Annotated in this window: 7 protein-coding genes and 1 pseudogene; 7 read left to right on the top strand and 1 reads right to left on the bottom strand. The window is 75.0% G+C overall.

From position 1 onward, the window contains the following. Positions 1 to 74 precede the first annotated feature (74 nt). Positions 75 to 5708, top strand: a pseudogene (locus ACFU97_RS39265) (SDR family NAD(P)-dependent oxidoreductase); the annotation flags it as partial. Positions 5709 to 5738: 30 nt separating this feature from the next. Here ACFU97_RS39265 and ACFU97_RS39260 read toward each other — a convergent pair. After that, the gene (locus ACFU97_RS39260; RefSeq protein WP_384266238.1) at positions 5739 to 6935 is read right to left on the bottom strand and encodes an RNA-guided endonuclease InsQ/TnpB family protein; all 1197 of its coding nucleotides are present in this window, start codon (positions 6933 to 6935) and stop codon (positions 5739 to 5741) included. A gap of 153 nt (positions 6936 to 7088) precedes the next feature. Between ACFU97_RS39260 and ACFU97_RS39255 the strand changes: the two genes are divergently transcribed. The 6 genes from ACFU97_RS39255 to ACFU97_RS39230 all read left to right on the top strand — a co-directional run bounded on the left by ACFU97_RS39255 (position 7089) and on the right by ACFU97_RS39230 (position 23889). Further along, complete coding sequence (locus ACFU97_RS39255; protein ID WP_384266235.1) at positions 7089 to 13916, top strand: type I polyketide synthase; 6828 nt, start codon at positions 7089 to 7091, stop codon at positions 13914 to 13916. Between the two features lie 5 nt (positions 13917 to 13921). Beyond that, entirely contained in the window at positions 13922 to 17119 is a 3198-nt protein-coding gene (locus ACFU97_RS39250) for an acyltransferase domain-containing protein (protein ID WP_384266232.1), read from the top strand. A gap of 200 nt (positions 17120 to 17319) precedes the next feature. Then, positions 17320 to 20535 carry an AMP-binding protein gene (locus tag ACFU97_RS39245; RefSeq protein WP_384266230.1) on the top strand — a complete coding sequence of 1072 codons (3216 nt, stop codon included), beginning with the start codon at positions 17320 to 17322 and terminating at the stop codon, positions 20533 to 20535. Positions 20536 to 20637: 102 nt separating this feature from the next. Then, positions 20638 to 21993, top strand: a complete 1356-nt coding sequence (ccrA, locus tag ACFU97_RS39240) for a crotonyl-CoA carboxylase/reductase (protein ID WP_384266227.1) — start codon at positions 20638 to 20640, stop codon at positions 21991 to 21993. A gap of 1 nt (position 21994) precedes the next feature. Then, a complete protein-coding gene (locus ACFU97_RS39235; RefSeq protein WP_384266225.1) occupies positions 21995 to 22984 on the top strand; it encodes a 3-oxoacyl-ACP synthase III family protein in 990 nt (329 codons plus the stop codon). Then, entirely contained in the window at positions 22981 to 23889 is a 909-nt protein-coding gene (locus ACFU97_RS39230) for a 3-hydroxybutyryl-CoA dehydrogenase (protein ID WP_384266222.1), read from the top strand. Before ACFU97_RS39235 ends, ACFU97_RS39230 begins: the two co-directional genes overlap by 4 nt. Positions 23890 to 23958 lie beyond the last annotated feature (69 nt).

Below are 23958 nucleotides of genomic sequence, written 5' to 3'. Positions count from 1 at the left end.
CACTCCGCGCAGCACGCGCACCCCGCGCAGCCCGCGCACCCGTTGTTCGAACCGACCGTTGAGGGAGGCCCCCGGTGGAGGAAGTCGACAAGCTCCGTTCCTACTTGCGCCGCGCCGTCGGCGACGCGCAGGAGCTGCGCGAGCGGGTGCGCGCGCTGGAGGAGGCCGCCCGCGAACCCGTCGCCGTCGTGGGCGTGGGCTGCCGCTTCCCCGGCGGCGCCACCTCCCCCGAAGCGCTGTGGTCGCTGGTCGCCGGCGAGGTGGACGCGATGGGCGACTTCCCCACCGACCGCGGCTGGGACATCACCGGCCTGTACGACCCCGACCCCGAGGCGCACGGCAGGACCTACACCCGCACCGGCGGCTTCCTGCCCGAACTGCCCGACTTCGACGCGCCGTTCTTCGGCATCAGCCCGCGCGAGGCGCTGGCCATGGACCCGCAGCAGCGGCTGATGCTGGAGACCTCCTGGGAGGCCCTGGAGCGGGCCGGCATCGACCCGGCCGCCCTGCGCGCCACCCCCACCGGCGTGTTCACCGGCCTCTACGGCGTCGACTACGGCCCCCGGATGGGCGGCGGCGCCGGCGGCGAGATCGAGGGCTTCGCCCTGACCGGCAGCTACCTCAGCGTCGCCTCCGGCCGGGTGGCCTACGTGCTGGGCCTGCACGGCCCGGCCGTCTCCACCGACACCGCCTGCTCGGCCTCGCTGGTCGCCGTCCACCAGGCCGTCCGCTCGCTGCGGAGCGGGGAGTGCACGCTGGCCCTGGCCGGCGGCGTGTCCGCGCTGCCCACCCCGGGCATGTTCGTGGAACTGGCCCGCCAGCGCGGCCTGTCGGCGGACGGCCGCTGCAAGGCGTTCGCGGACGCCGCCGACGGCACCGGCTTCTCCGAGGGCGCGGGCGTGCTGGTGCTGGAGCGCCTCTCCGACGCGCGCCGCAACAACCGCCGCATCTGGGCCGTCATCCGCGGCTCGGCCATCAACCAGGACGGCGCCTCCAACGGCCTGACCGCCCCCAACGCGCTGGCCCAGCAGCAGGTCATCACCGCCGCCCTCGCCGACGCCGGCCTCACCGGCACCGACGTGGACGCGGTCGAGGCGCACGGCACCGGCACCCGCCTCGGCGACCCCCTGGAGGCGGAGGCCCTGCTGGCCACCTACGGACAGCACCGCGAGAACCAACCACCGTTGTGGCTGGGCTCGTTGAAGTCGAACATCGGCCACACCCAGGCCGCCGCCGGGGTCGGCGGCATCATCAAGATGATCATGGCGATGCGGCACGGTATCCTGCCCCGCACCCTGCACGTGGACCGGCCCTCCCGGCACGTCGACTGGGAATCCGGGGCCGTCGAGCTGCTGACCGAGGCCCGGGAGTGGACCACGGCGGAGGGCCGGCCGCGGCGCGCCGGGATCTCCTCGTTCGGCATCAGCGGCACCAACGCCCACCTCATCCTCGAACAGGCCCCCGACACGCCCGCGGACACGCCCGCCGACACCCCCGCCGACACCCCCGCCGACACCCCCGCGGACGCGCCCGAGCCCGCCGTGCCGGCGCCGGACGGGGCCGGGCGGGTGCTGCCGTGGGTGCTGTCGGCCCGCTCCGCGCCGGCGCTGACGGCGCAGGCCGCACGGCTGCACCGGCTGGTGGCCGCACACCCCGAACTGCCGCTCGCCGACGTGGGCCAGGCCCTGGTGACCCGGCGCTCCCTGTTCGAGCACCGCCAGGTCGTCATCGGCGCCGACCGCGAAAGCCTCCTGGCCCAGCTCGCCGCCGTCGCCGCCGGGCAGGAACCGGGCCCGGCCGGCCCGGTCTCCGGCCTTGCCCGGCCGGTCGGCAAAACCGTGTTCGTCTTCCCCGGCCAGGGCGGCCAATGGGCCGCCATGGGACGGGAGTTGTGGGAGACCTCCCCGGTCTTCGCCGAGCGGCTGGAAGCCTGCGCCAAGGCGCTCGAACCGTGGGTGTCCTGGTCGCTGATCGACACCGTGTGCGGGGGAGCGCGGGCCGCGGACCTGGAGGACATCGACGTCGTCCAGCCGGTGCTGTGGGCCGTGATGGTCGCGCTGGCCGAGGTGTGGCGCTCGCTGGGGGTGCGCCCCGACGTGGTGATCGGCCACTCCCAGGGCGAGATCGCCGCCGCCCACGTCGCGGGCGCCCTCAGCCTGGAGGACGCCGCAAAGATCGTGGCCCTGCGCTCCCGGCTGCTGGCCACGGTCGCCGGGCAGGGCAGCATGGCCGGCATCCTGCTGCCCGAACAGCGCGTGCGCGACCTCATCGCCGGCCAGGAGGACCGGGTCGGGATCGCCGCGGTCAACGGCGCCACCTCCACCACGGTCTCCGGCGCCACCACGGCGGTCGAGGAACTGGTCGCCGCCTGCCAGGCCGAGGGCGCCCGCGCCCGGCTGATCAAGTCCAGCGTGCCGGGCCACTCCCCGCTCATGGACCGGTTCGAGGACCGCCTCACCGGCGAACTGGGCCCCATCACCCCCAGGCCCACCCCGGTGGCGATCTACTCCACGGTCACCGGCGACCTGATCGACCCCCTCGCCCTCGACACCGCCTACTGGTTCCAGAACCTGCGCCGGCCGGTGCAGTTCGCCGCCGCCATGAGCCGCCTGATCGAACGCGAACCGCACAGCGCGGTCGTCGAACTCGGCCCGCACCCGCTGCTGGTGATGAACATCCAGGAGATGTTCGACGCCACCCCCGGCGCCACCGGCGTCGTGGTGGGCTCGCTGCGCCGCGACGAGGGCGGCCTGGCCCGGCTGTACCGGTCGGCGGCCGAGGCCTTCGTCGCCGGCGCCCCGGTGTCCTGGCAGACCGTGTTCGACGGCGCCGACGGCCGCCGGGTGGACCTGCCCACCTACCCCTTCCAGCGCCGCCGCTACTGGCTGAACACCCCCGCCGAGACCACCGGCGCCGCCGGCGGCTGCGACCACCCGCTGCTCGACACCGCCCTCGACCTGCCCGCCGCGGGCGCCCACCCCGGCCTGGCCGGCAGCGGCCGCCTCTCCCTCGAACGCCACCCCTGGCTGGCCGGCCACGTCGTGCACGGCGCCGTCCTGGTCCCGGCGGGCGTGCTCGCCGAACTCGCCGTGTGGGCCGCGCACCGCACCGGCCACGACACGGTCGGCGAACTCACCCTGCACACCCCGCTGGTGCTCTCCCGCACGGCCGAACGCGAGCTGCGCGTCACGGTCGACGCCGAGCACACCCTCGGCGTGCACTCCCGCGGCGCGGGCGACGCCGGGTGGACCTGCAACGCCACCGCCACCCTCACCACCGGCACACCCGCCCGCCAGGACGAGCTGACCGCCTGGCCGCCGGCCGGCGCGAGCGCCGTGCCCGCCGAGGACACCCGCACCCGCCTGGCCGCCCTCGGCCTCACCCACGGCCCGCTGCTGCACGGCCTGAAACAGCTGTGGCGCCAGGACGAGACGCTGTACGCCGAGGTGGCCCTGCCCGCCGACGACGCCCCGGGCCACCACGGCTTCCGCCTCCACCCCGCGCTCCTGCACGCCGCGCTGCTGCCCGCCCTCACCCGCGCCGAGGGCGCCCTGCCGGCCCGCTTCACCGGCCTGCACCTGGATGCCGCCCGGCCCGCCGCGCTGCGCGTGCGCCTGGCCCCCGCGGGCGGGGACACCGTGGGCATCACCCTCGCCGACCCGCACGGCACCCCGGTGGGCGGCATCGCCGCGCTGGCCGTGCGGCCCGCGGACGCCGAGGAGCTGACCGGGCTGAGCTTCGACCACCAGGACGCGCTGTTCGAGGTGGACTGGCAGCCGGCGCCCCCCGCCGGCCCGCCCGCCGCCCCGTACGCACTCCTCACCACCGCCCCCGACACGCCCGGCACGCCCGGCACGCCCGGGACGGCCGCGGGGCCGGGCGCGGCGCTCTTCGCCGATCTCGCCGAACTCGCCGCGTCTGCGGGGGAGATACCCCCGCTCGTCCTCGCCCCCCTCACCCCCGCCGATACCGCGGGCACGGGTGCGGGGGAGGTGCCGGCCGCCGTCGAGGACACCCTGCACGAGGTGCTGCGCCTGATGCAGGACTGGCTCGCCCAGCCGCGGTTCGCCGCCTCCCGCCTGGTGCTCGTGACCCGGGACGCGTGCGCCGACGGCCAGGTGGCCCGCCCCGACCCCGCGGCCGCCGCCGTATGGGGCTTCGTGCGGGCCGCGCAGACCGAGAACCCGGGCCGCTTCACCCTGGTGGACACCGACCACCACCCCGCCTCGCAGGCGGTGCTGGCGGCCGCGGCCGCCACCGGCGAGGCCCAGCTGAAGATCAGGGCCGGCACGGTGAGCACCCCCGCTCTGGTCCCCGCCCCGGCCGCGGCCGCCGGCACCGGCGGCGCGCTGGGCACCGGTTCGGTCCTCATCACCGGCGGCACCAGCGGCCTGGGCGCCCTGCTGGCCCGCCACCTCGTCGCCCGGCACGGCGTGCGCAGCCTCGTCCTGAGCAGCAGGCGCGGGGCGAAAGCCCCGGCGGCGGCCGCACTGCGCGAGGAGCTGACCGCGGCCGGCGCCCACGTCGAGATCGTCGCCTGCGACGTCACCCGCCGCGCGCAGGTCGCCGACCTGCTGGCCGCCGTACCGGCCGCGCACCCGCTGACGGCGGTCGTGCACTGCGCCGGCGTCCTCGACGACGGCGTCGTCGCCGCACTCACCCCGGACCGGGTGGACGCCGTCCTCGCGCCGAAGGTGCACGGCGCCTGGCACCTGCACGAGCTGACCCGGCCGCTGAAGCTGTCCGCGTTCGTGCTGTTCTCCTCGGTCGCGAGCGTCCTGGGCACCGCCGGCCAGGCCAACTACGCGGCCGCCAACGCCTTCCTCAACCACCTCGCCGAGACCCGCCGCGCCGAGCAACTGCCCGCCCGCGCCCTGTGCTTCGGCTTCTGGGCCGAGCGCAGCGAGATGAGCGCCGCCCTCAGCGACGCGGACGTGGTGCGCATGCAGCGCCAGGGCGTGCAGCCGCTGACGTCGCAGGAAGGCCTCGCCCTCTTCGACGCCGCGCTGCGCGCACCCGAGAGCACACCGGTGCTGGTGCCGGTGCGGCTGCACCCGGCGGCCCTGACCCCGCAGCCCGGCGAGATGGTCTCCCCGCTGCTGCGCACCCTCGCCCCGCCACCCGCCCGGGACGGCGGGGAGGCCGGCGGGCAGCCGGCCACCGCCTCCCTGGCCGAGCGGCTGCGGTCGCTGCCGGCCCAGGAGGCGCAGGCGCTGCTGCTGGACGCCGTACGGGCGCAGACCGCGCTCGTCCTGGGGCACGCCGACACCGACCGGGTCACGCCCGCCGAGGCGTTCAAGAAACTCGGCATCGACTCGCTGACGGCCCTGGAACTGCGCAACAAGCTGGCCGCGGTGACCGGTCTGAAGCTGCCCGCCACGCTCGTCTTCGACCACCCCAACCCCGCCGCCCTGGCCCAGTTCCTGGCCGCGGGCCTCACCCCCGACCCCGGCACGCCGGCCGCCTCGGGGGCCGCCGCGCTGGTCCGGGAGATCGAGGAGCTGGGCGCCCGGCTGCAGGACGCCCTGCCGGCGCTGGCCGGGCAGGAGCGGACCGCCCTCGCCACGCTGCTGGGCGACCTGCAGGCCGGTGTCCGTTCGACCGCGAGCGCCGCGGAGACCGGCCTCGCCGACCAGATCAGTTCGGCCTCGGCGGGAGAGCTCCTCGCGCTGCTGGACCAAGAGCTCTCGGCTAGGGGAGAGCGTTGACTTCCTCCTCCTCGTGACCGAGGGGGATTCCTACGGCTCGCGCCGTGGGGTGTCCTGCTTCATCGTCGACTGCCCGCTCGGAGTGTTCCGTTGAGGTCTTACACCGGCTCCACAGGCCGACACCGCCAGCCCGGCGGCCAGAAGATTGCGCGCCGCGTTGGTGTCGCGGTCGTGCGTGACGCCGCACCGGCACGTCCAGGTGCGGACGTTGAGCGGCATCTTCTCGTGCAGGGTGCCGCAGGCGGAGCACAGTTTGGACGAGGGGAAGAACCGGTTCACGGCGATCACTTCGCGCCCGTACCAGGCGGCCTTGTACGCCAGCAGGCCGCGGAACTGGGCCCATGCGGCGTCGGAGATGGCACGGGCCAGGCTCCGGTTTTTGACCATGTTGCGCACGGCCAGGTCTTCGATCACGATCGTTTGGTTTTCACGAACGAGACGCGTGGTCAGCTGGTGCAGGTGGTCACGGCGCCGGTCGGCGATCCGGGCGTGGATCTTCGCGACTTTGCGCCGGGCCTTGTGACGGTTGGCCCCCTCACCGCCGGCCTTGCGGGACAACTCCCGCTGGGCCTTGGCGAGACGGGTCCGGTCACGGCGCTCGTGCCGCGGGTTGGCGACCTTCTCGCCTGTGGAGAGGGCCAGGAGGTGGTCGAGGCCGACATCGACCCCGACTGCCTGATCGGTGGCGGGAAGGTGCTGGATGGCAGGATCGTCGCACAGCAGGGACACGAACCAGCGTCCCGCCGGATCCTGGGACACGGTGACGGTGGACGGCGTGGCGCCTTCGGGCAGCGGCCTGGACCACACGATGTCCAGCGGGTCCGCCATCTTCGCCAGGGTCAGCCGGCCGTCGCGGAAACGGAAGCCGCTGGTGGTGCACTCGGCGGACTTCCGGGATGTCTTTCGCGACTTGAAGCGCGAGTATTTGGCCCGCTTCACGACGAAATGGGTGAACGCCGTCTGCAGGTGCCGCAATGTCTGCTGCAGCGGCACCGACGAGACGTCGTTGAGGAACGCCAGTTCCTCGGTCTTCTTCCACGCGGTCAGCATGGCCGAGGTCGCGTGGTAGTTGACCCGTTCCCGCCGTGTCCACGCCTCGGTGCGGGCGGCGCGGGCGAGGTTGTAGACCTTGCGCACGCATCCGAACGTGCGCGACAGCTCGGCCGCCTGCGCATCGGTCGGATAGAAGCGGTACTTGAACGCCCGCTTCAGGTGGCTCGCGGTCACGCTCACACGCTAGAGCGGCCGCACGTAAGGACCAAACCTTCAGTTCAGGGCACGGCGATCCATCCCGGGCGGCGCATCGCAGCTTTTTGTCCTGCGTTGCAGGAGTCCGTTTCCTCTCTCGCCTGAAGGCGGGGGAATTCACGGAGGAATGAGATGACACAGGACAACAACGCCGAGGTCCTCGACTACCTCCGGCGCACCTCGATCGAGCTGATCGAGACCCGCAAGCGGCTCAAGGAGTACACCGACGCCGCCGCCGAACCGATCGCCGTCGTCGGCGTCGCCTGCCGCTACCCCGGCGGGGCCACCTCCCCGGAACAGCTGTGGGAGCTGGTGCGTTCGGGCGCGGACGTCATCTCCGACTTCCCCGCCGACCGCCACTGGGACCTGCCCTACGACCCGGACCCCGAGCGGCCCGGCACCTGCTCCACCCGCTCGGGCGGATTCCTCTACGACGCCGGCGACTTCGACGCCGACTTCTTCGGCATCAGCCCGCGCGAGGCGCTGTCCGCCGACCCGCAGCAGCGGCTGCTGCTGGAGACCTCCTGGGAGGGCCTGGAGCGGGCCGGCATCGACCCCGAGACGCTGCGCGGCAGCGACACCGGCGTCTTCGCCGGCCTGGCCTACTTCGGCTACGGCAACCACTTCTTCACCCCCGAGGCCATCGCCGGCTACGCACAGGTCGGTTCGCTGCTGAGCGTGGCCTCCGGCCGCGTCGCCTACACGCTGGGCCTGGAGGGCCCGGCGGTGTCCACCGAGACCGCCTGCTCCTCCTCGCTGGTGGCGATCCACCAGGCGGTGCAGTCCCTGCGCGGCGGCGAGTGCACGCTCGCCCTGGCCGGCGGGGTCACCGTGGTGGGGATGCCGCAGGTGTTCCGGGAGATGTCCCGCCAGCGCGGCCTGTCGGCGGACGGCCGCTGCAAGGCGTTCGCGGACGCCGCCGACGGCACCGGCTTCTCCGAGGGCGTCGGCGTGCTGGTGCTGGAGCGCCTCTCCGACGCGCGCCGCAACAACCGCCGCATCTGGGCCGTCATCCGCGGCTCGGCCATCAACCAGGACGGCGCCTCCAACGGGATGACCGCCCCCAGCGGCCCCGCCCAGCAGCGGGTGATCCGGGCGGCACTGGCCGACGCCCGCCTGCAGCCCGGCGAGGTGGACGCGGTGGAGGCGCACGGCACCGGCACCACGCTGGGCGACCCCATCGAGGCATCGGCCCTGCTGGCCACCTACGGACAGCACCGCGAGAACCAACCACCGTTGTGGCTGGGGTCGTTGAAGTCGAACATCGGCCACACCCAGGCCGCCGCCGGGGTCGGCGGCATCATCAAGATGATCATGGCGATGCGGCACGGGATCCTGCCCCGCACCCTGCACGTGGACCGGCCCTCCCGGCACGTCGACTGGGAATCCGGGGCCGTCGAGCTGCTGACCGAGGCCCGGGAGTGGACCACGGCGGAGGGCCGGCCGCGGCGCGCCGGGATCTCCGCGTTCGGCGTCAGCGGCACCAACGCGCACGTGATCCTGGAGCAGGCCCCCGACACGTCTGTACAGGACCCGGCCCCCGAGACCTCCGACACGCCCGTACAGGCCCCCGACGTGTCCGAGGCGTCCGGGCAGACCGCCGAGGCGGCCGGCGGGCCGGTGCCGTGGCTGCTGTCGGCCCGCTCCGAGCAGGCGCTGAGGGCGCAGGCGCACAAGCTGCACGCCTACGCCGCCGCACAGCCCGGCCCGGACCTCGCCGACATCGGCTGGTCGCTGGCCGCGACCCGGACCCGCTTCGAGCACCGTGCCGTGGTCCTGGGCCAGGACCGGGACGAACTGCTGGCCGCGCTCGCCTCGTTGAGCGAGGGCGGCGAGCACCCCGGGCTGGTGCGGGACACCGCCGGGCCGCCTGGCGCACCGGTCTACCTCTTCCCCGGCCAGGGCTCGCCGTGGGCCGGGGTGGCCCGCCCGCTGTACGACGCCTATCCGCCGTTCGCGCGGAGCCTGGACGAGACCTGCGCGCGCTTCGACGCGCACCTGCCGTTCGCGCTCAAGCCGCTGCTGCTGGCCGAGGGGCCCGCGCAGCCCGCGCACGCCGACCGCACGGACATCGCGCAGCCGGCGCTGTTCGCCCTGCAGGTCGCCCTGTACCGGCTGCTGGCCCACTACGGTCCCGCGCCCGGCCATCTGATCGGCCACTCCGTCGGCGAGATCGCCGCCGCGCATGTGGCCGGGGTCCTCGACCTGGACACCGCGGCCCGGCTCGTCGCCGCCCGCGGCCGCATCATGCAGACGGTCACCGAGCCCGGTGCCATGCTCGCCGTCCGCGCCCCGGAGGCGGCCCTGAGCCCGCTGCTGGCCGGCTACGACCGCGTCGGCATCGCCGCCGTCAACGGCCCCGAGTCGGTCGTCGTGTCGGGCCTGCGCGAGCAGGTCCACGCCGTGCGCGACCGGCTGGCCGCCGACGGCGTCTCGGCCAAACTCCTGCCGGTCGCCCACGCCTTCCACTCCCCGCTGATGGACCCGATCCTGGCGGAGTTCACCCAGGCCCTGGGCAGCCTGCCGGCGGGCCGGACGACGATCCCGATCATCTCCACCCGGCTGGGCCGCGAGGTGGGCGCCGAGGAACTGGCCTCGCCCGCGTACTGGGTGCGCCACGTGCGGGAACCGGTGCGCTTCCACGACGCGGTGCAGTGCGCCCGCGCGGCCGGCGGGCAGCTCTTCGTCGAGGTGGGGCCGGGGGCCACCCTCACCGGCATCACCGGCGAGGCCTTCGCCGCCGAGGGCGCCGGCGACGCGCTGGTGCTCTCGGCCTCCCGGCGCGACCGCGGCGGCCCGCAGGCCCTGATCGCGGCGCTGGCCCGCCTGCACACCCGGGGCGCGCACGTCGACTTCGACGCCCTGTTCGGCCCCCGCCGCGCGGTCGATCTGCCCACCTACGCCTTCCAGCGCCGGCGCTACTGGCTGGACTGGCGGGCCGGGGCGGATGCGGCGGACGTCGCCGGCGCCGGCCTGGCCACGGCCGGGCACCCGCTGCTGGGCGCGGTGGTGGACCACCCCGGCAGCGACGAGGTCGTCGTCAGCGGCCTGTGGTCCCTGCGCCGCCACGGCTGGCTGGCCGACCACGCCGTGTTCGGCCGGGTCGTCGTCCCCGCCACGGCCTACCTGGAGGTGGCGCTGGCGGTGGGCGCGCGGCTGGGCTGCACCACGGTGGAGGAACTCACCCTGGAGGTCCCGCTGATCCTGCCCGAGACGGGCGAGGTGCGCCTGCGCCTGGTGGCCGGCGCCGCCGACGAGCGGGGCCGCCGCTCCCTGGACGTGTACGCGCGGCCCGGCCAGGACGACGAGGACGAAAACGATCCGGCGGCGGGCTGGACCCGCCACGCCATGGGCACCCTCGCCCCCGACACCTCCGACACCCCCGACACCTCCGACACCTCCGACACCTCCGACACCTCCGACACCCCCGACACCCCCGACACCCCGGACAGCTCCTGCACTTCCGGTGCTTCCGGCGCCCCGGCCGGCCCCGCCGCGCAGGACCCGCAGGACGCCGGCCGGGCGCTCGCCGTCTGGCCGCCGGCCGGCGCCCGGCAACTCGACATCGGCACGCTCTACGACTCCTTCGCCGACGCGGGCTTCGACTACGGCCCCGCCTTCCGCGGGCTGCGCGAGGTCTGGCAGCGCGGTACGGACCTGTACGCCCTGGCCAGTCTCCCGGACGCCGCCCAGGACGCGGCGGGCGACGGCTTCGCCCTGCACCCGGCCCTGCTGGACACCGTCCTGCACGCGGCCATCGCCGGCGGCGTCGTCGAAGTCACCGGCGAGCAGGGCCGGATGCCCTTCGCCTGGTCCGGCGTGCGCCTGAGCGGACACGGCGGCCCCACCGTGCGGGTGCGCCTGAGCCCGGCGGGCGAGGACGGGGTGGCGCTGCACGTCGCCGACGAGCACGGCCGGCCGCTCGCCTCCGTCGCCGCCCTCACCTTCCGCCCGGCCAGTGCCGCGCAGGTGCACGCCGCCCGCGGCGGGCAGCGCCGGCCCCTGTACGAGGTGCGGTGGCGCCCGGCCGCAGAGGGCCGCACGGCCGGCGATCCGGGGCCGTTGACGGTGCTGGGCGCGGCCGGCGGCCTGGCCGAGCGGCTGGCCGGCGCCGGCGCCCGCCCGGTGGTGCACGCCGGCCTGGACGAGGTGCTCGCCGCGCCGGCCCCCCGCCATCTGCTGGTGTGCCCGGACGACGACACCGGCACCGGCACCGGCACCGGCACCGGCGTCGACGCCGAGGGCGCCGACGGCGGCGGGGGGCTGCTGGCGGCGGCCGCCGGCGCCGACCGGCACGTCCTGCACCTGGTGCAGCGCTTCCTCGCCGAGGCGGCGCTGGCGGAGTCCACGCTGGTGGTGCTCACCCGGCACGCCGTGGACACCGGCACCGGTGACGGCGTACGGAGCCTGCCCGGCGCGTCCGTGTGGGGTCTGGTCCGCTCCGCGCAGACCGAACACCCGGGCCGTTTCCGGCTGGTGGACACCGACGACACGCCCGCCTCGCTGGCCGCGCTCGCGGACGTCCTCGCCCTGGACGAGGCCCAGCTGGCGCTGCGCGACGGCGCCCCCCTCGTGCCGCGGCTGGCCGCCGCCGCCCCCGACGCCCAGCGGCTGCCGGCCCCGGCCGGCGCCCACCGGCTGGGCATCCCCCGCAAGGGGACGCTGGAGAACCTGACCTGGGTGCCCTGCCCCGAGGTGGACGCCCCCCTGGCCGCCGGCCAGGTCCGTATCGCCGTGCAGGCCGCGGGCCTCAACTTCCGTGACGTCACGATCGCGTTGGGCCTGGTGGACCGCACCGCCATCGACGCCGGCCTGGGCAGCGAGGGCGCCGGTGAGGTCCTGGAGGTCGCCGACGACGTCACCGGCCTGGCGCCGGGCGACCGGGTCACCGGCATCTTCACCGGCGCCTTCGGCCGCACCGCGATCGCGGATCACCGCATGCTCGTGCCCGTCCCCGACGGCTGGAGCTACGCGCAGGCGGCGTCGGTGCCGTGCACCTTCCTGACCGCCTACCACGGCCTGTTCACGCTGGCCCGGCTGCGCAAGGGCCAGCGCGTCCTCATCCACGCCGCGGCCGGCGGCGTCGGCATGGCCGCGGTGCAGCTGGCCCGGCACGCCGGCGCCGAGGTCTACGCGACCGCGAGCGAGGCCAAGTGGCCCGTGCTGCGCGCCCTGGGCATCGACGACGACCATCTGGCGTCCTCCCGCGACCTGGGTTTCGCCGGCAAGTTCCTCAAGACCTCCGGCGACCGCGGCGTGGACGTGGTCCTCAACTCCCTGGCGCACAAGTTCGTCGACGCCTCCTTGACCCTGCTGCCCGGCGGCGGCCACTTCGTCGAGATGGGCAAGACCGACATCCGCGATCCGCGGCAGATCGCCGCCGCGCATCCCGGCGTCGCCTACGAGGCCTTCGACCTCTACGCGGCCGGCCCCGAGGCGATCGGCGAGATGTTCCGGGCCGTGATGCGGCTGTTCGCCGACGGGCGGCTGCGGCTCAACCCGATCTCGCTGCGCGACATCCGCGACGCGCGCCGCGCCTTCCGCGAGATGAGCCAGGGCCGCCACGTCGGCAAGCTGGTCCTCGACGTGGGCGGCGGCTTCGGCGGCGGCACCGTCCTGGTCACCGGCGGCACCGGGGGAGTGGGCTCGCTGGTGGCCCGCCACCTCGTCGCCGCGCACGGCGTGCGCAGCCTGCTGCTGGCCAGCCGCAGCGGGCCGGCCGCCGACGGCGTCGACGCACTGGTCGCCGACCTGCGGGCCGCGGGCGCGCGGGTCGAGGTGGCCGCCTGCGACGTCGCCGACCGGGCCGCGCTGGCGGGGCTGCTGGACGGGCTGGAGGGCCGCGATCCGCTGACCGCCGTCGTGCACGCCGCCGGGGTCCTGGCCGACGCCACCGTGGAGTCGCTGACCGGGCCGGACATCGACCGGGTGCTGGCCGCGAAGGCCGGCGGCGCCCTGGCCCTGCACGAACTGACCCGCACCCGGCCGCTGTCGGCGTTCGTGGTCTTCTCCGCCCTGGCCGGCACCCTCGGCAACGCCGGGCAGGCCAACTACGCCGCCGCCAACGCCCTCGTGGACGGCCTGGCGGCGCAGCGCAGCGCCGCCGGCCTGCCCGGCACCTCGCTGTGCTGGGGCTGGTGGGAGCAGCGCAGCGGCATGACCGGCGACCTGGACGCGGCCGACCTGTCCCGGCTGCGGCGCATGGGCATCGCCGCGATGCCCACGGCCGAGGCCCTGGACCTGTTCGACGCGGGCTGCGCGAGCGGCCGGGCGGTCCTCGTCCCGGCCCGGCTGGATTTGGCCGCGCTGCGCGGCCGGCCCGGCGACACCCCGCCCTCGCCGCTGCTGCGCGACCTGGTCGACGGCGGCCGCCCGCGCCGCACCACGGCCGGCCACCCCACCACCCCCGCGGCCGGGCCGGGCGGCCTGGCGGCCGACCTCGCCGCCCTGCCCGCGGCGCAGGCGCGCACGGCCACCCTGGAGTGGGTGCGCGAACAGGTCGCCGTCGTCCTGGGCCACACCTCCGGCGCGGGCGTCGACGTCGACCAGGCCTTCGCCCAGCTCGGCTTCGACTCGCTGATCGCGGTCGAACTGTGCAACCGGCTGGCCGCCGCGACCGGACTGCGCCTGGCCTCCACCCTCGTCTTCAGCTACCCCACCCTGCGCGAACTGAGCGAGCACCTGTACGGGTTGCTGCGCCCCGCCGACACCGCCCCCGCCGCGCAGGAGGAGCCGGCCGCGGCCGAGGAGGAGGCGGCGATCCGGCAGGCGCTGGCGAGCGTGCCGATCGCCGGCCTGCGCGCGGCGGGCGTCCTGGACGTCATCCTCGCGTGCGCCGCGGCCGCCGACCCCGCCACCCGGGCGGATACGGCCGCGGGGGCGGGGGCGGAGGACGGCGAGGAACTGTCCGACCTGGACCTGGAAGCACTGGTCGACCTGGCACTGGACGAGAAGAGGTAGAAGCGATGACCGACTCCGCACAACGCACGGCGGAGGGCGCGGAGCGGGTCCAGCGGGCGCTCCGCACCCTGCTGGAGGAACGCGACCGGCTGCGCCGGGAGAACGACGCCCTCAGGGCCGGCCGCGGCGAGCCGATCGCCGTGGTGGCCATGGCCTGCCGCTACCCCGGCGGCGTCAGCACGCCCGAACAGCTGTGGGACGTGGTCCGCGAGGGCCGCGACGTGGTCGGCGACTTCCCCGCCGACCGCGGCTGGCGCGACGTCTACGACCCCGACCCCGACACCCCCGGCCACGCCTACACCCGCCAGGGCGGCTTCCTGACCGACGTGGCGGGCTGGGACGCGGAGTTCTTCGGCACCAGCCCGCGCGAGGCGCTGGCCGTCGACCCGCACCACCGGCTGCTGCTGGAGACGTCGTGGGAGGCCTTCGAACGGGCCGGCATCGTGCCCGCCGACGTCCGCGGCAGCGAGGTCGGCGTCTTCACCGGGGTGAGCTCCTCGGAGTACGGCTGGCGCTTTTTGGAGGGCGGCCAGAAGGACCTGGAGGGCTACCTCCTCTACGGCAGCGCGCTGAGCGTCGCCTCCGGCCGGGTCGCCTACGAACTGGGCCTGACCGGGCCGGCCGTGTCGGTGGACACCGCCTGCTCCTCCTCGCTGGTGGCCCTGCACCTGGCGGTGCAGTCGCTGCGCGCGGGGGAGTCCTCCCTGGCGCTGGCGGGCGGGGCACTGGTGATGGCGACGCCCGCGATGTTCGTGGAGTTCTCCCGGCAGGCGGCCCTCTCGCCCGACGGCCGCTGCAAGGCCTTCGCCGACGGCGCGAACGGCACCGGCTGGGCCGAGGGGGTGGGCGTGCTGCTGCTGGAGCGGCTCTGCGACGCCCGCCGCAACAACCACCCGGTGCTGGCCGTCGTGCGCGGCAGCGCCGTCAACCAGGACGGCGCCAGCAACGGGCTGACCGCCCCCAACGGCCGCGCCCAGGAGAAGGTGATCCGCAAGGCGCTGGCGGATGCGGGCGTCGCGCCCGCCGAGGTCGACCTGCTGGAGGCGCACGGCACCGGCACCGTGCTGGGCGACCCGATCGAGGCGGGCGCCCTGCTGGCCACCTACGGCCAGGACCGGCCCGCCGACCGGCCGCTGTGGCTGGGCTCGCTGAAGTCGAACCTGGGCCACGCCCAGGCCGCCGCCGGTGTCGGCGGCGTCATCAAGGCGGTGATGGCCATGCGCCACGGCCACCTGCCCAAGACCCTGCACGTGGAGGCGCCCTCGCACCACGTGGACTGGCCCTCCGGCCGCGTCGAACTCCTCACCCGGGGCCGCGAGTGGGTTCCCGGGGCCGGCCCGCGCCGGGCCGGGGTGTCCTCCTTCGGCGTCAGCGGCACCAACGCCCACGTCATCCTCGAACAAGCCCCCCAGGACCAGGAACCGGTCCAGGAGCCGGTCCAGGAACCGGTCCAGGAGCAGGAGCAGGAGCCGGTCCAGGACCGGCTGCCGGGGGAGCCGGGGGAGCGGCCGGGCGCGGGCGTGGTCGGCGGGCTGGTGCCGTGGGTGGTGTCCGGCCGCACCGCCCAGGCCCTGCGCCAGCAGGCGGCCCGGCTGCACGACTTCGCCGCCGCCGACGCCGGCCTGGACCTCGCCGCCACCGGCTTCTCGCTGGCCGCCACCCGCACCCGCTTCGAGCACCGCGCCGTGGTCCTGGGCCGTGACCGCGGTGAACTCCTCGCCGGCCTCGCCTCGTTGGGCGCCGGCGGCGAGTCCGCCGCCGTGGTGAGCGGCACGGCCGGCCCGCTGGGCCGCGTCGCCTTCATGTTCCCCGGCCAGGGCTCGCAGTGGGCCGGCATGGGCCGCGAACTGTACGAGGCCTTCCCGGTCTTCGCGCGGAGCATCGACGCGTGCGCGCACGCGCTGGCCGAGTGGGTCGACTGGTCGCTGCTGGACGTGATCCGCGGCGTGGAGGGCGCCCCCACCTACGACCGGGTGGACGTCGTACAGCCCGCCCTGTTCTCGGTGATGGTGTCCCTGGCCGCGCTGTGGCGCTCCTGGGGCGTGGAGCCGGCCGCGGTGATCGGCCACAGCCAGGGCGAGATCGCCGCCGCCCACGTGTGCGGGGCGCTGTCGCTGCGGGACGCCACCAAGGTCGTGGCGCTGCGCAGCAAGGCGCTGGTGGACCTGGACGGGCACGGCGGGATGGCGTCGGTGGCGCTGTCCGAGCAGGCCGTCGAGGACCATCTGGCCCGCTCCGGCGAGAGGGTGAGCGTGGCCGTGGTCAACGGGCCGCGTTCGGTGGTGGTCTCCGGCGAGCCGGACGCCCTGGACGCGTTCGTCGCGACGATGAACGCCGACGGCGTCCAGGCCCGCCGGATCAAGGTCGACTACGCCTCCCACTCCCACTACGTGACCCGGGTCCGCGACGACGTCGTCGGCCCCCTCGCCGGCCTCCACCCGCGCACCTCGCAGCTGCCGTTCTACTCGACCCTGTACGGCGAAGTCATCGACACCGCACGGCTGGACGCCGGCTACTGGTACGACAACCTGCGCCAGAAGGTGCGCTTCGAGACGTCCGCGGGGCGTCTGGCCGCCGACGGCTTCGGGGTGTTCGTGGAGATGAGCCCGCACCCGGTGCTGACCGTGCCGGTGCAGGACATCGTCGAGGACCTCGACCAGGCGCTGGTGCTGTCCTCCTCGCGGCGCGGCCGCGGCGAGGTCGAGGCGCTGCTCACCTCGCTGGCCGCCCTGCACACCGCCGGCGGGCCGGCCGACCTCGGCGCCCTGTTCACCACCCGCCGGGTGGTGGACCTGCCCACCTACGCCTTCCAGCGCCGCCGCTACTGGCTCAGCTCCGCCCCCGCCCCCACCGCCCCCGCGGGCGCGGTGGGGGCGGTCGAGGAACCGGCCGGCGCCGATTCGCTCGTGCCGCTGTCCGAACGGGTCGGCGCGCTGGCCCCCGACGACGCGCGGGCCCTGGTCCTGGACCACGTCCTGGAGCGGGTGGCGGTCGTCCTCGGGCATCCCTCGAGCGCGTCCATCGACCCCGACGGCGAGTTCATGAAGATCGGCTTCGACTCGATGCTCTCCTCGGAACTGAGCAAACGCCTGACCGCGTCGACCGGCCACAAACTCCGGGCCAACCTGGTGCTGCGCCATCCCTCGCCGCGGCAGGTCGCGGGCCATCTGGTGTCCCTGATGACCCCGGCCGACGCGCCCTGAGCGCACGCGCGCCCCCGCCGCGGACCGGTTTCCGGCGCGGCGGGAATGTCCCGCCGGCGGGACGGTGCAAGCCCCAACAGGGCCTGTCCCGCCGGGAGTCGACTTGTCTTGAACGGCTGATCCGTCCCCCCGGACGATGAGGGGGTGATGCGTGACCTTCCTCCGGTGTTCTGGCCTGTTTCCTCGAGGGGTTGATCTGTGTGCCTTCGTTCGGTGCGTCGTCTGCGCACAAAGGCATGTGGCGGGCGCAGGAAATGGCTCCCGACACACCGAACCATGCGCTGACCATGTGGGATGTGGCCGGTGACCTGGACACATCCGTCATGACGTCCGCGTTCTTGCACGTGATGGGCGAGGCGGAGGTGCTGCGCGTCACCTTCGCCGACGACGGCGGCCAACTGCGCCTGACCCCCCGCGAACTGGGGGACTGGCAGCCCTTCCTCCTCGACCTGAGCGCCGCGGCCGACCCCGAGCAGGCGGCCCGCGAGGAGCTGGCCGAGCTGGTGCGCCGGCCCTTCGACCTCGGCCGCGACCTGCTGTTCCGGCTCGGCATGGTGCGGCTGGCCGCGGACCGCTTCCTGCTGGTGATCGCCTACCACCACCTCATCTCCGACGGGTTCGGCGCCGGCGGCCTGCTCTCCAAGCGGCTGGCCGAGGTCTACACCGCGCTGCTGCACGGCCGGCCGGTGCCGCCGCTGGCGCACCCGTGGGACACCGAGTCGTTCGCCACCGAGGCCACCCAGTACCTCGCCTCCCCGCAGTTCACCGAGGACAGCGCGTTCTGGCGCGGCTACCTGACCCAGGCGCCGCCCCCCGCGCAGGTGCCCCGCGTGGCCCTGTCCGACGCCCAGCGCAGTGCCCTGTCCGAGCCGCTGGGCAGCGCGGACCGCTGGTCGGAGGTGGCCGAGACCATCGGCATGGTCAGCCGCACGCTGACCGTGCCCCGCGCCGAGGCGGCCGACTGGACGCGGACCGCGAACGCCATGGGCGTGTGGATGTCGCAGCTGCTGACCTCGGCCACCGCGGTGTACCTGCGCCACCGCTGCGACCGCCCGGAGTTCCTGCTGTCGCTGGCCGTGGGCAACCGGGTCGGCGTCGCCGCCCGGACCCCCGGCCTCGCGGTCAACGTGGTGCCGGTGCGGGCGGCCGTCGACCTCAACGCCACCTTCACCGAGATCACCGAGGCCCTCGTCGACGAGACGTACGACCTGTTCGACCACACCGCCTGCCACTACTCCGACATCCAGCGGGCGGCCGGCACCGTGCTCAGCGGCCGCGGCAGCTACGGCGCCGTCGTCAACGTCGTCGAGTTCGCCGACCAGCTGCACTTCGGCGACAGCCCGGCCCGCTACTCCGGCGCGACCACCGGCACCTTCGAGGAACTGTCCATCGGCGTCTACACCGACGGCAGCCCCGACAGCGACCTCTACATCCGCCTGGACGCCCCCGCCCGCCTCTACCACCGGGCCGAACTGCGCTTCATCGGCGAGGAGTTGATCGCCTGCATCCGGGCCCTGACGGCCGGCGCGGCGCAGCCGGTCGGCGCGCTGGACGTGCTCGGCGGCGCCGAACGCAGCCAGATCCTCAAGGCCGCGCACGGCACGGACGTCCCCCTCGAGGGCCTGACGGTGCCCCAGCTGTTCGCCCGGCAGGCCGACCGCAGCCCGGACGCCGTCGCCCTCGTCTGCGGCGAGACCGCCCTGTCCTACCGGCAGCTGGACGAGCGCTCCGACCGGCTGGCCGCCGCCCTGCGCACCCACGGGGTGGGACCGGAGTCGGTGGTGGCGGTGGCGCTGCCCCGCTCGGCGGACCTGGTGGTGGCCCTGCTGGGGGTGGTGAAGGCGGGCGGAGCCTACCTGCCCCTGGACCCGGCCTGCGCGCCCGCGCAGATGAGCGCGCAGGCCGCCGCCGCGGCGGCCCGCGCCCTGCTCACCGGCGCGGCCACGGCCGACCTGCTCGCCCCGCACCTGGACATCCCGGCCCTCAAGGTCGGCGACCTCACCACCCCCACCCCCGGCACCGGCCACACCGTCCCGGCACCCGCTCCGGTTCCGGTGCGGGCGGACAACCTGCTGGCCGTGCTGCCCGGCGCCCCGGGCCGGCCGGTCGGGCTCACCCACCGCAACCTGGAGCGGCTCGTCGCGGACGGCCACTGGCAGGACGCCCGGCGCAGCACCGTGCTGTGGCACACCCCGCCCACCTCCGACGCCCTCGCCCTGGAGGTGTGGGTGCCGCTGCTGCACGGCGGCCGCGTCGTGGTCGCCGCCCCCGGCGAGCTCACCGCCGACACCCTGGCCCAGGCCCGCACCGCGCACGAGTTGACCACCGTCTGGCTGCCCGCCGCCCTGTTCGCGACGATCGCGGCCCAGCACCCGGCCGCGCTGGCCGGGCTGCGCGAGGTGTTCACCGGCGGCGACCGCGTCTCCGCCGCCGCGCTGCGCCGGGTGCGGGAGGCCTGCCCCGACCTGAGCATCGTCAACGGCCACGGCCCCACCGAGGCCGCCGTGTTCGCCGCCTGCCACCGCCTGGCCGCCGGCGAACCGGTGCGCGCCCCGGGCACCGTCGGCCACCCCCTGGACAACACCGCCCTGCACGTCCTGGGCCCGGGCCTGGCCCCGGTGCCGGTCGGCGTGAGCGGCGAACTGTACGTGGCCGGGCCCGGCGTGCCCGCCCGCGGCTACCCGGGACACCCCGCGGCGACCGCCGAACACTTCGTGCCCTGCCCGTTCGGCCCGCCCGGCACGGTCATGTTCCGCACCGGGGACCGGGTGCGCCGGGGCACCGAGGGCCGCCTGGAGTACATGGCCCGCGCCGACGCCGAGATCGACGTCCGCGGCGTGCGGGTGGAGCCGGCCGAGGTCGAGGAGGTGCTCGCCGAGCACACCGCCCTCGCCCAGGCGGCCGTGACCGTCCGCACCGACGGCTCGGGCCAGCAGCGCCTGGTGGCCTACGTGGTGCCCGCCGCCGGACACACCGTGGCCGCCGACGAGTTGCGCCGCTTCGCCGCGGGCTGGCTGCCCGAGCCGCTGGTTCCGTCGGTCTTCACCGTCCTGGAGCGGCTGCCGGTGACCGCGGCCGGCCGGGTGGACCGCGCCGCGCTGCCCGAGCCGCGCTTCGCCGAGGACACCTACCGGGCCCCGCGCAACGACACCGAACGCGTCCTGGCCGCGGCCTTCGCCGACGTCCTCGAACGGGACCGGGTCGGCATCGACGAGGACTTCTTCGACCTCGGCGGCAACTCGCTGCGGGCCATCCGCCTGGTCGGCCTGATCCGGGCCGAGCTGCAGCAGGAGGTCTCCATCCGCCGGCTGTTCGCGGCGCGCACCGTCATCGGCCTGTCGGACATGTGGAAGGACCTCGGCCAGTCCCGCAGGCCCAGCCTGCGCCGGCGGACCCGGGAGGGCGCGGTCCTGTGACCTCGCGCCCCTGAACACCGCCCGCCGCCCGGCGCGTCGACGCCGGGCGGCGCACACGGCCGCCCCCGGCCCGTCAGGCACTGCAAAGGAGAAGGCACAACCATGGATTCTTTGACAGAGGCCCTGCTGTCCGGGGCCGGCCCCGAGGAGATCGGGCGACACGACCTGCCCCCCACCTACCAGGCCGCGCACCTGCTCGCCGCCGACCGCGGCATGTTCGACGGCGTCGCGGACAAGGACGTGCGCAAGTCGCTGCACGTCGGCCAGGTGCCGATGCCCGACCTCGCCCCCGACGAGGTCGTCGTCGCCGTCATGGCCAGCTCCATCAACTACAACACCGTCTGGTCGGCGACGTTCGAGCCGGTGCCCACCTTCGACTTCCTCAGCCGCTACGCCCGCCAGGGCGGCTTCGCCGCCCGCCACGACCTGCCGCACCAGGTGGTGGGCTCCGACGCGGCCGGCATCGTCGTGCGCACCGGCGCCGGGGTCCGGCACTGGAAGACCGGCGACCACGTCGTCGCCAGCTGCGTCCAGGTCGACGAGCAGGAACCGGCCACCCACGCCGACGCCATGCTCGGCACCGGCCAGCGGATCTGGGGCTATGAGACCAACTTCGGCGGCCTGGCCCACTACGCGGTCGTCCGCGCCGGCCAGCTGCTGCCCAAACCCGCCCACCTGACCTGGGAGGAGGCGGCCGGCATCCTGCTGACCGCGGCCACCTCCTACCGGATGCTGGTCGGCGCCAACGGCGCCCGCATCAAGCAGGGCGACATCGTGCTGATCTGGGGCGCCACCGGCGGCCTGGGCGCGTTCGCGGTGCAGATGGTCAAGAACGCCGGCGGCATCCCCGTCGGCGTGGTCGGCTCCGCGGCCAAGGCCACACTGCTGCGCCGCCTGGGCTGCGACGTCGTCATCGACCGCAGCGAGATCGGCATGGGCGGCGATGCGCCGCTCACCCCCGAGCGCACCATCGAACTGGGCAAGCGGCTCGGACGCGAGATCCGCCGCCAGGTCGGCGAGGACCCGCACGTCGTCTTCGACTACGTCGGCCGGGCCACCTTCGGCATCTCCGTGTTCGTCGTCCGCAAGGGCGGCACCGTCGTCACCTGCGGCTCCAGCACCGGCTACGACCACCACTTCGACAACCGCTACCTGTGGATGAACCTCAAGCGCATCCTCGGCAGCCACGCCGCCAACCTGCAGGAACAGGCCGAGTGCAACCGGCTGTTCCAGCTCGGGCACCTGGTGCCGATCCTGTCCGCGGTCTACCCGCTGGCACAGGTGGGCGAGGCCGCCCGGCTGGTGCAGAACAACCGGCACACCGGCAAGGTCGGCGTGCTGTGCCTGGCCCCCGAGGAGGGCCTCGGCGTCACCGACCCCGCCCTGCGCGAGAGGATCGGCGCCGCCCGCCTCAACCCCCTGCGCACCCCCGCCGCCGCGTTCGCGGAGGTGGCCTGAGATGGGCATCGGCATCCTGGCCACCGGCTCCTACCTGCCCAAGCACGAGGTCGGCAACGACGAGGTCGCCGCACGCGTCGGCGTCAGCGCGGAGTGGATCGAACGCAAGACGCAGATCCGCTCCCGCCGCTACGCCGCCGACCACGAGGCCACCTCCGACCTGGCCGTCAAGGCCGCCGAACGCGCCCTGGACCAGGCCGGCCTGACGGCCAATCAGATCGACCACGTCATCGTCTCCACCTCCACCGGCGACTTCCCGCAGCCGCCCACCTCCTACCTGGTCCAGCACCACCTGGGCGCCTACGGCGCGGCCTGCTTCGACGTCAACGTCGTGTGCAGCGGCTTCGTCTACGCCCTGGCCCTGGCCCACAGCCTCATCGCCCTGCACCCGGCCGCCCGGGTGCTGGTCATCGGCGCCGACGTGTACTCGCGGATCCTGGACTTCACCGACCGCAAGACGGCCGTCCTGTTCGCCGACGGCGCCGGCGCCGCCGTCGTGGGCGCCGTCCCGGAGCCGTACGGGATCATCGCCACCGACCTCGCCAGCCGCGGCGACGCCCACCACCTGATCCGGGTGGAGGCCGGCGGCAGCCGCAAACCGGCCTCCGCCGCCACCGTCGCGCAGGGCGAGCACTACTTCCGCATGGACGGCCGCGGCGTACGCGACTTCGTCGCCGAACACGTCCCGCCCGCCCTGCGCGCCCTCGCCGACACGGCCGGCGTGGACCTCGCGGACGTCGACCACTTCGTGCCGCACCAGGCCAACGGCGTCATGCTCGCCGACGTCGTCGAACGCGCCGGCCTGAGCGGCGCGCACACCCACCGCACCCTGATCCGCTACGGCAACGTCGGCAGCGCCTCGGTCCCGGTCGCCCTCGACGAGGCCCACCGCACCGGCGCCCTCGCCCCCGGCGACCTGGTGCTGCTCGCCGGCTTCGGCGGCGGCATGTCGATCGGGGCGACACTTCTGACCTGGGGAGCCCCCGCATGACCACCACCACAACCCCGGCGACCTCGTCCGATCCGGCCACCGGCACGGCCGGCATCGAGCGGGTGGGCGTCGTCGGCAGCGGCATCATGGGCACCGGCATCGCCGAACTGTGCGCCAAGTCCGGCCTGGACGTCCGCGTCGCCGTCTTCTCCGAAGCCTCCCTGCACCGCGCCCCGCAGCAGCTGGCCGCCGGCCTCGAACGCGGCGTCGGCCGGGGCAAACTCACCCCCGCCGAGCGCGACGCGGCCCTCGAGCGGGTCTCCTTCACCCGCGACCTGGGCGAACTCGCCGACCGCCAGCTGGTGATCGAGGCCGTCAAGGAGGACCTGCAGCTCAAGCTCGACCTGTTCGCCGTCCTGGACAAGAGCGTCGAGGACGCCGACGCGATCCTGGCGACCAACACCTCCTCCCTGCCCATCGCCCGGCTGGCCGCCGCCACCCGCCGCCCCGCCCAGGTGCTGGGCCTGCACTTCTTCAACCCGGTGCCGGCACTGCCGCTGGTCGAGCTCGTGCCCGGCGTCCGCACCGACGAGAGCGTCACCGCCCGCGCCCTGGCCTTCGTCCGCGACACCCTGGGCAAGCAGCCCATCACCTCCCCGGACCGGGCCGGCTTCCTCGTCAACGCGCTGCTGTTCCCCTACCTGCTCTCCGCCATCCGCATGGTCGAATCCGGCCTGGCCACCGCCGAGGTCGTCGACCAGGGCATGAGGCAGGGCTGCTCGCACCCGCTGGGCCCGCTCCAACTCGCCGACCTCATCGGCCTGGACACCACCGTCTCCATCGCCCAGGCCATGTACGAGGAGTTCAAGCAGCCGCTGTACGCGCCCCCGTCGCTGCTGCTGCGCATGGTCGAGGGCGGCCTGCTGGGCCGCAAGTCCGGCCGCGGCTTCTACACCTACGACTGAACCCCCGCCGCGTCGCACAAAAAAAGGGGGGCCCGGTCACCGCCGACGGCGACCGGGCCCCCCTTTTTT

This window comes from Streptomyces sp. NPDC057616, from assembly GCF_042800575.1.
Lineage (GTDB): Bacteria > Actinomycetota > Actinomycetes > Streptomycetales > Streptomycetaceae > Streptomyces.
This window is presented reverse-complemented; position numbering and strand designations above follow the sequence as displayed.